Here is a 12,943-nt window from a genome sequence, read left to right on the forward strand (position 1 = left end):
CCGAACCTAGACCGGCTGAACCGGGCATTTCTGCGCTGGATTGAGCATCGTGTGAAGTCGGCGGGGTGCCGCCACGGCCGGTGGGATGTCTGCGTCGAATGGGGGCGCGTGGGCATTGGTGTCGGCCTATGCTTGCCCCCGCACCTCGCTGATCCGCACATCAAGGGTGATCTCAGACACCATCCCGACGCGTCCGCCGGGCCGGGCTGCCCGGGCCGGGACGACGCTCCTGTGCCGTTTTCCAGGCGATTCGAGGTTGAAGATGAGGGCAACACTGGAGCACCACCGGACCCGTCCGACCGCCACCGCGGTCCCCCTGCGGCGTGCCGTCGAGCCGGCCGACACCGACTCGGCCCGCTTCCGCACCAAGCTGCGCGCGCTGTGCGCCACGCGGCTGCACGACACCCCGACCCTGACGGTGCCCCGGCGGGGACACGTGTACATGGACGGTGGCCAGGACCGGCACATATACGTGATCGAGGCCGGTCAGGTCAAAACGCTGATGATCACCGGGAGCGGCAAGCGATGTCTGCTCTCCATCTCCGGGGCGGGCGACGTCCTGGGCGAACTGGGGCTGCTCGGAAGCGAGCGCTCCGACACCGCCGTCGCGCTGGAACCGGCGACGCTGCGTCAGATCCCGGGCGACCGGTTCCTCTCGGTGCTCGCCGAGGAGGGGCTGCTGCCGGAGTACGTGCGGCACCTCGGTGAGCGGGTGATCGAACAGCAGAAGATCATCGTCGACATGGTGACGTTGGAGTGCGAGCGCCGCCTGGCGGCCCGACTCCTGCTGCTCTCCCAGCAGATAGGCAAGCGCCGCGGCCGACTGGTGGTGATCCGGCCCCGGATCACCCAGGAGGAGCTCGCCGAGATGGTCGGCACCACCCGCTCCCGGGTCGGGCTGTTCCTCAAGCACTTCCGGGAGACTGGGCTGGTCGGCATGGTGCAGGGCTCGCTGGCCGTCGACGACCAGCGGCTCGGCGACTACATCGAGGGCCGGTTACCGGCCGATGCTCACTTCTGATGCTCAATTCTGAGTAGCTGGGCATTCGTCGCGATGCCAACCCTTGGGTCTCCGGAAGACCGGCCCCAAGGGAGAAGGTCGAACATGAGCGAGCATCAGGCCCTGCTGTTTCTGATGCAGTTGGCGGCCCTGCTATGTGTCGGCTCCAGCATGGGCCAACTGGCCCGCCGGCTGGGTCTGCCGGGCGTGGTGGGCGAACTGCTCAGCGGTGTGGTGCTCGGTCCGACGGTGCTCGGACACCTCTCGCCCGCGACGTTCGCCTGGATGTGGCCGGCCGACACCTCGCAGACCCAACTGCTGGACGCGGTCAGCACATTCGGCGTACTGCTGTTCATCGGGGTGTCCAGCGCGCACCTGGACCTGCGGATGCTGCGCCGCCGCCCGCGCACCGTGTTGTCGGTCAGCACCGCGGCGCTGGTGCTGCCGCTCGGCCTGGGCGTCGCCACCGGCCTGCTGCTGCCCGGCCGGCTGCTCGGCTCGCACGCCGACCGCTCCTCGTTCGCGCTGCTGATCGGTGTGGTGATGGGCGTCAGCGCGATCCCGGTGATCGCCAAGACGCTGACCGACCTGGGCATGCTGCACCGCGACATCGGCCAGTTGACGCTGGCCGCGGCGGCCGGCGAGGACGTGGTCGCCTGGATCCTCCTGTCGCTGGTCACCGCGATGACGGCGGGCGCCCTGAAGGTCGGTCACATCGTCTCCAGCGTGGGGCACCTGCTGCTGTTCCTGGCCGTGGTGATTGCCGCCCGGCCGCTGCTGCGCGGGGCGCTGGGGCGGGCCGAGAAGGCTGAGGGCTCCGGGCCGGTGATCGCGATCACTGTGGTGGCGATCCTGGCGGCCTCGGCCGGCAGCCAGTCGCTGGGCCTGGAGTCGGCACTCGGCGCGTTCGCGGTCGGCTGCCTGCTCAGCTCGCCGTCCCGGGAGACGACGGTGCGGCTGGCCTCGCTGCGGACCGTCACGCTCTCCGTGTTCGCCCCGATCTTTCTGGCCGGAGCGGGCCTGAAGGTGGACCTGTCGGTGCTGGGCGATCCCGGGACGCTGGCCGCCGCCGCGGTCGTGCTGTTGCTCGCCGTCGGCGGCAAGTTCGCCGGCGCCTACCTGGGCGCCCGGCTCGGCCGCCTGACGCACTGGGAGGGCCTGGCGCTGGGCGCCGGGCTGAACGCCCGCGGGGCGGTCGAGGTGGTGGTGGCGACCATCGGCCTGCGGCTCGGCGTGCTCAGCCCCGCGATGTACTCGATCGTCGTGATGGTCGCCCTGCTCACGTCGGTGATGGCCGCACCCACCCTGCGCTGGACCATGGCGAAGGTCGAGCACCGCTCCGAGGAGAACCTGCGGGCCGTCGAACTCGCCGCCTGGTCGGACCGCGCCTCCGTGCCGACCGACCCTGCGCAGAATTGAGCAGCAGGAATCCGCTGCGTGCTCTTAACGTAATCCGGTAGTGATTGTCGGGGATGGGCAGTCAATTTCCGTGGAAAAGGAGGCGGGCAACGTGACGGCCGCAGAGAATTCCAGCACGCAACCCAGGATCAGGCCGGCGTTCCATCAGACCACGGTGCCGTTGGACAAACTGCTGAATTCTGCCGACGCGGGATTTCTGATCCACCGGGTCGGGCAGCTGAAGAACGAGTTCCGCGAGGAAGGCATGTCCTTCTCCGCGGACCTGGTCGACCTGATCAACAACGCCCAGGTCGGCTACGTCTCGATTTTCGCCTTCGAGGAGCTGTTCGGGACGCAGAGCCGGCTGCACTGGCTGCTGCACCTGAAGGAGCCCAGCGACTACCGCCGGATGCTCGACATGGTCGACCACTCGCAGAAGTGGGCCGAGGTGTCCGCCGACGACCGGTTGCCCACCAAGGGCGGCGGCAACTGGGAGCGGATGTTCGTCGAGGGCTCGATGACCGAGACGATCATCTGCCCGCAGCACGGGCTGAGCCACCACGACGAGGACGACGACCACCCGCTGGACACCTTCCAGCCGCCGGCCCGCTACCAGTCCCGGCTCGATCCCGAGCAGTTGCTGCACTCCGTGAACGCCCCGCTCACCGTGCACCGCCGTCTCCAGGTCCGGTACGCGCTGCGCGAGGAGGCCCGGAAGTTCTGGTTCGACTGGGCCGGATACGTCTCCGAGACGATGGTCGGCCGTGCCACCGCCTTCCTCTACGAGGAGATGTGGGGTCAGCAGGACCGCCTGCACCTGCTGATCCACCTCGCCTCCCCGGATGCCTACCACGAGCTGATGGCCCTTCAGGAGAGCGACCCGGAGCTGCGCCGCTTGATGGCCTCCCAGGTCGTCGCCGACAGCAAGGGCGGTGGCGGCTGGACCCGCACGGTGCTCGACGCCACGATGACCGACACCCTCTGGGCGCCGCTGCATGGCCGTCGGAGTTGAGGCGGCCAACGCCTATGTCGGGCGGGCCGCCCTGGACGTCAGGGAGCTGTTCTACGCGCGCGGACTGGACCTGGGCCGCTTCGACAACCTGATGATGGTGCAGAAGTCGGTCAACCTGCCGTGCGAGGACCCGGTCACCAACGCCGTGAACGCGGCCAAGCCGATCCTCGACCGGCTCACCGGGGAGCAGCGCGACAGCATCGAGGCGGTGATCGTCGGCACCGAGTCCGGCCTGGACTTCGGCAAGCCGATCAGCACCTACGTGCACCACTACCTCGGTCTCGGCAGGCGCTGCCGCTCCTTTGAGGTCAAGCACGCCTGTTACGGCGGCACCGCGGCACTCCGCACCGCGCTCGGCCTGCTGGCGGGCAGCCCCCGCCCGTGGGCCCGTGCGCTGGTGATCGCCGCCGACGCGGGTGGCTCGGTGGTCGGCATGCCGTACTGGGAGCCGTCCCACGGCGCCGGCGCGGCTGCCCTGCTGCTCGGCCCCGAACCCGAGGTGCTCGACCTCGACCCTGGCGCGGCCGGCCTCTACAGCTACGAGGTGATGGACACCTGCCGCCCGCGCCCCGACCTGGCGGCCGGCGATTCCGACCTCTCGCTGCTGGCCTACCTGGAGTGCCTGGAACGCTCCTTCGCCGACTACCGAGAGGCGGTCGCAGGGGCCGACATCGTCGATTCCTTCGACCACCTGGCCTTCCACACCCCGTTCGGCGGGATGGTCAAGGGCGCCCACCGGCACCTGATGCGCCGGGTCAAGCGGATGCCCCCGGACGCCATCGAGGCCGACTTCCGGACCCGGATGGCCGCCTCGCTGGTCAACCCGGCCCGGATCGGCAACACCTACGCGGCCGGCCTGTTCGTCGCCCTGCTCTCGCTGATCGAGCACGGCGACTTCCGCGAGCCGCGCCGGGTCGGCCTGTTCTCGTACGGGTCCGGCTGCGCCTCGGAGTTCTACAGCGGGGTGGTCGGCGCCGGGGCGCCCGCCCTGCTCGCCCAGTATCGGACCGCCGAGCGCCTGGACGCCCGGCACCGGCTGGCCGTGGCCGACTACGACCGGCTGGCGAAGCACACCGCCGAGGGTGCCCCGGGCGTGCAGGACGCGGTCCTCGACGTGTCGCGATACGCGGACGTCTACGATCCGGCGCTGCACGGCAGGGAGCAGCTGGTGCTGGACCGGATCGAGAACTTCCACCGGCGCTATCGATGGAGCTGAGCAGATGGACCTGAGCACGGATCACCGCACGATCCGACTCTCCGGCATGCCGGGCGTCCTCACCGTCACCCTCGACCGCCCGGACGCGCAGAACAGCATCGACACCGCCATGATCCGGGAACTGCACGCGGCGCTCGACACGGCCGAGGCCGACCCGGACTGCCGGGTGGTGGTGCTGACCGGCGGCGACGGCGTGTTCTGCACCGGCATGGACCTGCTCGGGGCGGCCGCCGAGGGCCGCCCCGACCGGGAGCGGGCGTCGCAGGGCGGCGCCGAGTTCCTCGGCCTGCTGAAACGTCTCACCCTCACCCCGCGGGTGGTGGTCGCCACCGTCGACGGCCGGGTGGCCGGCGGCGGCGTCGGCCTGGTCGCCGCCAGCGACTTCGTGCTCGCCACGCCCCGTTCCACGTTCAGCCTGCCCGAGGCGTTGTGGGGCCTGCTGCCGTGCAGCGTCGCCCCGTTCCTGATCCGCCGCACCGGCTTCCAGAAGGCCTACGCGATGAGCCTGAGCACCCTGCCGGTGACGGCCGATCAGGCACTGCTGTCCGGCCTGGTCGACCAGCTGGTCGACCAGCTCCAGCCGGCGCTGCGCAGACTCGCCTTCCGGGTCACCAAGGTGGAGGGCGCCACGGTCGGCGACCTGAAGCGGTACTTCGCCAAGATGTGGATCATCACGCCGGAGGTCGAGCGCACCGCGATCGACGAGTTCGCCCGGCTGATGTCCTCCGACGGTGTCGGCCGCCGGATCGCCGACTTCGCCGAACGGCAGCGCTTCCCGTGGGAGGGCGGCTCGTGACGCAGCGGACCGCATGGCTCTTTCCCGGCCAGGGCGCGCAGCGCCGCGGCATGGGCCGCGACCTGTTCGACTGCTACCCGGACGCGATGGCCGCCGCCGACCGGATCCTCGGCTTCTCGGTGCGCGAACTCTGCCTCGGCGACGCCGCCGAACGGCTCACCGACACCCGCTACCTGCAGCCCGCGCTGTTCGTCGTCAACGAGCTGACCCGGCGCGAGTACGCGGCCCGCGAACCCGCCCCCGACTACCTGGCCGGGCACAGCCTCGGCGAGTACAACGCGCTGCTCGCCGCCGACGCCTTCGACTTCGAGACCGGACTCGCCCTGGTGGCTCGCCGCGGCGAACTGATGGGCCGGGCCACCGGCGGCGCGATGACCGCCGTGGTCGGCCCCGGCGCCGCCCGGATCGCCGACCTGCTCGCCGAGGCCGGCGTCGACGACGTCGACCTGGCCAACCTCAACTCCGCCGAGCAGGTGGTGCTCTCCGGCCCCGTCGAGTCGCTGCGCCGCGCCGCCGGGGCCGTCACCGCCGCGGGCGCGGGCCGCTGCGTCCCGCTGCGGGTCAGCGCCGCCTTCCACTCCCGTTACATGGCCGACGCCGCCCGCGAGTTCGCCGCCTTCCTGGACGGCTTCGAGTTGCGCGACCCCCGTATCCCGGTGATCGCCAACGTCACCGCCCGGCCCTACCGCCCCGGCGAGGTCGGCCGGCTACTGGCCGCCCAGGTGCACAGCGCGGTCCGCTGGTCCGAGAGCATGCGCCATTTGCTGGCGCAGGGCGTCGACCGGATCGCCGAACAGGGCCCGGGTCGGGTGCTGACGGGGCTGTGGGACGCGGCGGTGAAGGACGCGGCGAACGGGCCGGCGCCGGAACCGCAGCCCGCCGCGGGCAGCGCCTCGGCACCCGCGGCAGTCGGAGTAGCTGCTGACGGGGCATCCGCCGCCGGGCGGGCGGCACCTGCCGCGCCCGCTTCGGCCCCGGCCGCCGGCCTGGCGCCTTCCCCGTCCCGGGTCGGCGCAGCCGGAGGCACGGCGACTCCTGTGTCCGGGCCTTCCGCTGACGGTATGACCACACTGACCCCGGAGCGGCTGGGCTCGGCGGCGTTCCGGGCCGACTACGGGGTGCGCTACGCGTACCTGGCGGGGTCGATGTACAAGGGCATCGCCTCCACCGAGCTGGTGGCCCGGATGGTGCGGGCCGGACTGCTCGGGTACTTCGGGACCGGCGGGCTGCGGACCGAGCGGATCGAGGCGGCGATCGCCACGCTCCGCGCCGAGCTGGGCCCGGACGGCAGCTTCGGGATGAACCTGCTGCACGCGCTGCACGACCCGGCGCTGGAGGAGGCCACCGTGCGGCTGTTCCTGCGGCACGGGGTGCGGTTCGTCGAGGCGTCGGGCTTCACCCAGCCGACCCGGGCGCTGGTGCTGTACCGGCTGAGCGGGGCGCACCGGGACGGCGCGGGCCGGGCGGTGGCTCCAAACCGGCTGCTGGCCAAGGTGTCCCGGCCGGAGGTGGCGACGGCGTTCATGGAGCCGGCGCCGGAGGCGCTGATACGGGGGCTGCTCGCCGACGGGCTGGTGACCACCGCGGAGGCCGAGGCGGGCCGCGCGCTGCCGCTGGCGGGGGAGGTGTGCGCGGAGGCCGACTCGGGCGGGCACACCGACGCCGCGGTGGCCTACACCCTGATGCCCGCGATGACGGGCCTGCGGGACCGGATCGTGGCCGAGCGCGGTTACCCGGACGGCATACGGGTCGGCGCGGCCGGCGGCCTGGGCGCGCCGGAGAGCCTGGCGGCGGCGTTCGTGCTGGGCGCGGACTTCGTGGTCACCGGCTCGGTCAACCAGTGCACCCCGCAGGCCGGGACGTCCGACGCGGTGAAGGACCTGCTGGCGCAGGCCGACGTCCAGGACACCGGGTACGCGCCGGCCGGCGACATGTTCGAGATCGGGGCGCGGGTGCAGGTGCTGCGGCGCGGCACGCTGTTCGCGGCGCGCGCCAACAAGCTGTACCAGGCGTACCGGCAGTACGACGGCCTGGAGGCGATCGACGCCAAGCTGCGGCGGACGATCGAGGACGGCTGGTTCCGCCGCGACCTCGAGCAGGTCTGGAAGGAGACCCGCGAGTACTACCTGCGGGCCGGCCGCCCGCAGGAGGTCGAGCGGGCCGAGCAGGACCCCAGGCACCGGATGGCGCTGGTGTTCCGCTGGTACTTCGTGCACAGCACCCGGATGGCGATGCGCGGCGACCCGGCCGAGCGCGTCAACTACCAGATCCACACCGGCCCGGCGATCGGTGCGTTCAACCGCTTCGCCGCCGGGACCGTCCTCGCCGACTGGCGCAACCGCCATGTCGACGCCGTCGCCGAGGCATTGATGGCCGGCGCGGCCCAGGTCCTCCGAGGCCGTTTCTCCTCGCTGGGTCGATAAATTCCCGGCCTGCTCAATAGTGAGCTGCGCAGTTCTCCGGAGAAATGACCTAATTGTGTCGCGAGAAGCAGCGATTCGAACCATTCACCAAGGAGTCCTTTCATGACCGAGAAGGCCGATTCCGAATTCTCCACTCCGGTCGCGCAGCAGCAGACGTCCCTTCCGGTCGCGGATATCCTGCACTCGGCGAACGCCGGTGTCGTGGTCGAGCGCGTCGGGCAGTTGCGAGCCGAATTCCGCTCGGAGGGCAGGCAGTTCGCCCGTGAGCTCTCCGAGTACCTGAACACCCGGTACGTCGGCGTGGCGACCACCTTCGTCTACGAGGAGACCTTCGGGACCAAGGACACCCTGCACTGGCTTCTGCACATGCGCTCCCTGGAGGCGTACGAGACCCTCGTCAGGATGGGCTCCCAGGACGAGGGCTGGCGCGAGGTGATGTTCCGCAACCGCATCCCGGAGGAGCGCGGCGGAGGCTCGTGGGACCGGATGTTCCTGGACGGCGGCCTGAAGGAGACGGTGCTGATCCCGCAGAGCTTCGGGATGTACGGCACGGCCGACACCGAGCTGTCCGCGGTGGTCGACGACGATGGTGTGGACCGCTTCGTGGTGCCGACCGCGGAGCACCAGACCTCGCAGAAGCCCGATGAGCTGCTGCACTCCGCGAACTCCGGCATCATCATGCACCGCACCGGCGAGCTGAAGTACGAGTTCCGGGCCGAGGGACGGGAGTTCGCCCGCGCGCTGACCGAGAGCTGGAACGCCTCGCTGGGCGGCGAGGCGACCATCTTCCTCTACGAGGAGGCGTTCGGCCTGTCCGACCGGATCCACTGGTTCATCCACCTGCGGAAGCTGAGCTCCTACTACAACCTGATGGGCCTTCGGGCGCGCACCATGCCGGCCGCGCGCGAGGTGTTCACCAAGCAGTGGATCCCGGCGGAGAAGGGCGGCGGCGGCTGGGAGCGGATGTTCGTCCAGAGCAGCCTGCAGGACCTGGCCCTGACCCCGCAGCACTGGGGCATGTACGCCACCAGGACCGCCGCCCAGGGCTGACCGTCCCCGCGGGCTCTCGGCCGCCCGCCCCGCGAACCCGTACCGGATGGGAGATCCGCCATGGTTTCCGGCAAGACGCTGCACCAACTCTTCGAAGTCCAGGCCGCCAGGATGCCGGACCGCGTGGCGGTGAGCGGGGCGGACCGCGCCCTCACCTACCGCGAGCTGAACGCCGAGGCCGACGCGGTGGCCGCCCGGCTGCGGGCGGGCGGCGCCGGCCCCGACCGGCCGATCGGCCTGTGCGTCGACCGCAGTGCCGACCTGGTGGTCGGCCTGCTCGGCATTCTCAAGGCGGGGGCCGCGTACGTGCCCGTCGACCCGGCCTACCCTGCCGACCGGGTCGCCTTCCTGCTCGACGACAGCCAGGTCTCCGCGGTGGTCTCGGTGTCCCGGGTCGCCGAGCGCCTCACGGACTGCGGGGCCCCGGTGGTCTGGCTCGACCGCGACACCGAGGCGCCGGCCGCGCCGGCCGCGCCCGCCGCGGTCGAGGAGTCCCGGGAGAGCGACCTCGCGTACGTCATCTACACCTCCGGGTCGACCGGCGTCCCGAAGGGCGTGCTGGTCGAACACCGCAGCGTGGTGCGGCTGTTCGAGCAGACCACCGAGCTGGTCGGCTACTCGGCGGACGACGTGTGGACGCTGTTCCACTCGATCAGCTTCGACTTCTCGGTCTGGGAGCTGTGGGGCGCGCTGCTGCACGGCGGCCGCCTGGTGGTGGCCGGCACCGAGACCGTCCGCTCCCCGGAGCTGCTGCACAAGCTGCTCGCCGACGAGGGCGTCACGGTGCTCAACCAGACCCCGTCCGCCTTCCGCCGCCTGGTGGGCGCCTCCACCGCGACGCTGCCCGCGCTGCGCCTGGTGGTGTTCGGCGGCGAGCGCCTGGACGTGAAGCTGCTGGAGCCCTGGTTCGCCCGCTACGGCGACGAGCGGCCCGCGCTGGTCAACATGTACGGCATCACCGAGACCACGGTCCATGTGACGGCCCGTGCGATCACCCGGGCCGACCTCGACGAGCCCGGCGTCAGCCCGATCGGCCGCCCGTTGCCCGAGGTCACCTTGCACCTGCTCGACGAGGACGGCAGCCCGGTCGCCGACGGCACCCCCGGTGAGCTGTACGTCGGCGGTACCGGCGTGGCCCGCGGCTACCACCGCCGCCCCGAGCTGACCGCCGAGCGCTTCCGCACCGTCGGCACCGGCGCCGACGCGGTGCGCCTGTACCGCTCGGGCGACCGCGCGGTGCGCACCGCCGGCGGCGAGTACCTGTACGTCGGCCGAGCCGACGACCAGATCAAGATCCGCGGTTTCCGGATCGAGCCCGGCGAGATCGAGGCGCTGCTCGCTGACGACCCGCGGCTGGCCTCGGCGATCGTCGCCCCGCAGGACCACGGCGAGGGCGACGTCCGCCTGACGGCCTACCTGGTGCCGCCGCCCGACGCCGAGATCGACGACGAGGCGCTCGGCCGGCTGGTCGCCGAGGTGTCCGCCCGGGCCGCGGGCACGCTGCCCGAGCACATGCGGCCCTCTGCGTACCGGCTGATCACCGAGGTGCCGACCACCGCGCAGGGCAAGGTCGACCGCTCGGCGTTGCCCGCCCTGCCGCACCGGCAGGCTCCGGCCGGACCGGCGGGCGCCGGCGCGGAACTGACGCCCACGCAGCAGCAGGTCGACGCGATCGTCACCGAGGTGCTGGCCCGGCCGGGCATCGGCCTCGACGACGACTTGTTCGAGCACGGCGCCACATCGCTGGCGTTCATGCGGGTGATCGCCTCCGTCAACCGGCGCTGGAAGCTGTCGCTGACCGGTGCGGAACTCGACGCGGCGACCGTCCGCCACCTGTCCGCCTGCGTGGACGCGCAGGAATCGAAGTGAGCGAAGAGAGGAGCACCACCGTGACCGGCGGCTTCACACTGACGCCCGAGGAGCGCGCGAGCTTCCACGAGCGCGGCTACTTCGGCCCGTTCAAGGTGTACGAGATCGAGGAGATGCAGCGCCGCTGGCGGGTCGAGCGGCTGCGGCTGATGGACCGCAGCAACGCGGTCTACCAGGACGAGGCGGCGCAGTCCGGCAACACCAACATCTCCAACTACGACCGGCACCTGGACTCGGAGTTCCTCGCGGACCACATCTCCCGGCCGCAGATCGTCGACCGGGTGGCCAGCGCGCTCGGGCCCGACGTGCTGTGCTGGCGCAGCGAGTTCTTCCCGAAGTACCCGGGCGACGAGGGCACCGACTGGCACCAGGCCGACACCTTCGCCAACGCCTCCGGAGTGCCGCAGATCCTGTGGCCCGACGAGCACAAGGACTTCGGCGGCACCATCACGGTGTGGACGGCGTTCACCGAGGCCAACGAGGACAACGGCTGCCTGCAGTTCATCCCCGGCACCCACACCCGGATGAACTACGACGAGACCAAGAAGATGCACTACAGCCCGGACTCCATCAACCAGGTGGACAAGGGCGGCGTCCGCCGCGGCTTCTTCGGCTACGACTACCGCGAGCTGCAGGTCGACGCCGACTTCAAGCCCGACGAGTCGCAGGCGGTGTCGATGGTGATGCGCCCGGGCGAGGCGATCATGTTCTGGTCGACCCTGATGCACGCCTCCTGGCCGCACAGCGCCAAGACCGACGAGATGCGCCTGGGCTTCGCCGGCCGGTACGTGCCGACCTCGGTGCGGGTCTACCCCGACACCGAGCAGATCGAGGAGTACGGGGGCACCGTCTCGCTGGAGCGCTACGGCGCCGTTCTGGTCGGCGGCGAGAACCGGTACGACCACAACCGGATGGTCACCCGGACCACCCTCGGCCACCCGTTCACCACCCGCTGACACCGACCGAAACCGACCGGAAGGCGTACGAGCCGATGACCGAGCACCAGGCCCGGGCCGCCGCGACCACACTCGCCGAGGCGGTGCACGGCCTGCGGGCGCTGGCCGCGCGCCTCGACCCGCCCGCCCGGGTGGCCGCGCCGTCCGGCCCGCGCGCCGAGCTGCTGGCCGCGCTGGCCGAGCGGCTCGGCGTCCCGCTGGCCATCGAGCCGGCCGCCCCGGACAGGGAGAGCGGCGTCTTCGAACGGATCATCGGCGAACGGCTCGGCCCGGCCCTCGGCCGGCCCGAGCTGGACGACCTCCCGGACCGCCCCGCCGAGATCACCGGGATCGCCGACCGGGTGGCCGCCGCCTCCTTCGACAGGTTCCGCACCGCCCTCGACGCCGTCGCCCCCGACGGCGCCCGGCTGCCCGTCTACACGGCCGGCGACCCGGCCGCGCCCGCGGTCCTGATCGCCTCCGCCTGCGGGATGCCCGCCGAACTGTGCTCCCGCTGGCTGGAGTTGCTCGGCAGCGAGTACCGGATCGTCACCTGGGAGACCCGCGGTCTGTTCACCGACGAACCGGACTTCGACAAACTCGAATGGGACACCGAGGCGCAGGCCGAGGACGTCTTCGCGGTCATGGACCACCTCGGCATCCGCACGGCCCACCTGCTGGGCTTCTGCGGCGGCAGCGTGATCGCGCTCGCCGCGGCCCGCCGCAGCCCGGAGCGGATCGACTCGCTCAGCCTCTGGCACGGTGCGTACGAACTCGGCCCGGACTCACCGAAGCTGGACCACCACCGGAACATCCAGGCGCTGATGGCGATGGCCGCCGAGGACCGCGACACCGCCGCCGCCGTGCACGCGGTGTTCCTCAGCACCATGCTCGGCGGCACCCCGCCCGACCTCGCGCACCTGGTGCTCTACCCCTTCGTCACCCCCGAACTGTTCTACCGATACTGCCGTTTGAACGGCGCGATCACCGACATCGACGTCAACCGGCTGCTGGCCGGCGTCGACCACCCCACGCTGGTGGTCACCAGCGAGGACGACACCACGGCCAATCCGCTCGGATCGGCCGAGGTGGCCCGGAGGCTGCCCAACGCGACGCTCAGCGTCGAGCCGACCGGCGATCACATCTCGCTCTTCAGGTTGGGCGGCCGACTGGGCGAACTCGCGCTGGGTTTCCTGCGCGAGCACCCCGGCGGCCAGGCCGCCCCGCGCTGAGACGGGACTCAC

At 71.5% G+C, this 12,943-nt stretch carries 10 protein-coding genes; all 10 read left to right on the forward strand.

All coding sequences use genetic code 11. The features are described 5' to 3' along the window. The first annotated feature begins 262 nt into the window (after nt 1-262). The 10 genes from OIE49_RS32580 (at nt 263) to OIE49_RS32625 (ending at nt 12,931) form a co-directional block, all read left to right on the forward strand. Nucleotides 263-1,021, forward strand: a complete 759-nt coding sequence (locus OIE49_RS32580; protein WP_326805418.1) for a Crp/Fnr family transcriptional regulator — start codon at nt 263-265, stop codon at nt 1,019-1,021. A gap of 84 nt (nt 1,022-1,105) precedes the next feature. Then, nucleotides 1,106-2,419, forward strand: coding sequence for a cation:proton antiporter (locus tag OIE49_RS32585; protein ID WP_326805419.1), 1,314 nt, complete (start codon nt 1,106-1,108; stop codon nt 2,417-2,419). 91 nt (nt 2,420-2,510) lie between these two features. Further along, nucleotides 2,511-3,410, forward strand: a complete 900-nt coding sequence (locus tag OIE49_RS32590; protein WP_326805420.1) for a DUF6039 family protein — start codon at nt 2,511-2,513, stop codon at nt 3,408-3,410. Continuing rightward, a complete protein-coding gene (locus tag OIE49_RS32595; RefSeq protein WP_326805421.1) occupies nt 3,394-4,626 on the forward strand; it encodes a hydroxymethylglutaryl-CoA synthase family protein in 1,233 nt (410 codons plus the stop codon). The genes OIE49_RS32590 and OIE49_RS32595 overlap by 17 nt, the downstream gene beginning before the upstream one ends. 4 nt (nt 4,627-4,630) lie before the next feature. Continuing rightward, a complete protein-coding gene (locus tag OIE49_RS32600; RefSeq protein WP_326805422.1) occupies nt 4,631-5,422 on the forward strand; it encodes an enoyl-CoA hydratase-related protein in 792 nt (263 codons plus the stop codon). Beyond that, nucleotides 5,419-7,845, forward strand: a complete 2,427-nt coding sequence (fabD, locus tag OIE49_RS32605; RefSeq protein ID WP_326805423.1) for an ACP S-malonyltransferase — start codon at nt 5,419-5,421, stop codon at nt 7,843-7,845. The genes OIE49_RS32600 and fabD overlap by 4 nt, the downstream gene beginning before the upstream one ends. A gap of 102 nt (nt 7,846-7,947) precedes the next feature. Then, nucleotides 7,948-8,895, forward strand: coding sequence for a DUF6039 family protein (locus OIE49_RS32610; RefSeq protein WP_326805424.1), 948 nt, complete (start codon nt 7,948-7,950; stop codon nt 8,893-8,895). Nucleotides 8,896-8,955: 60 nt separating this feature from the next. Beyond that, nucleotides 8,956-10,764, forward strand: a complete 1,809-nt coding sequence (locus tag OIE49_RS32615; RefSeq protein ID WP_326805425.1) for an amino acid adenylation domain-containing protein — start codon at nt 8,956-8,958, stop codon at nt 10,762-10,764. After that, nucleotides 10,761-11,720, forward strand: a complete 960-nt coding sequence (locus OIE49_RS32620; protein WP_326805426.1) for a chlorinating enzyme — start codon at nt 10,761-10,763, stop codon at nt 11,718-11,720. The genes OIE49_RS32615 and OIE49_RS32620 overlap by 4 nt, the downstream gene beginning before the upstream one ends. Before the next feature lie 35 nt (nt 11,721-11,755). Continuing rightward, nucleotides 11,756-12,931: an alpha/beta fold hydrolase gene (locus OIE49_RS32625; RefSeq protein WP_326805427.1), complete on the forward strand. Its 1,176-nt coding sequence runs from the start codon at nt 11,756-11,758 to the stop codon at nt 12,929-12,931. Nucleotides 12,932-12,943 lie beyond the last annotated feature (12 nt).

It is taken from the genome of Streptomyces sp. NBC_01788, from assembly GCF_035917575.1.
Classification (GTDB): Bacteria; Actinomycetota; Actinomycetes; order Streptomycetales; family Streptomycetaceae; genus Streptomyces.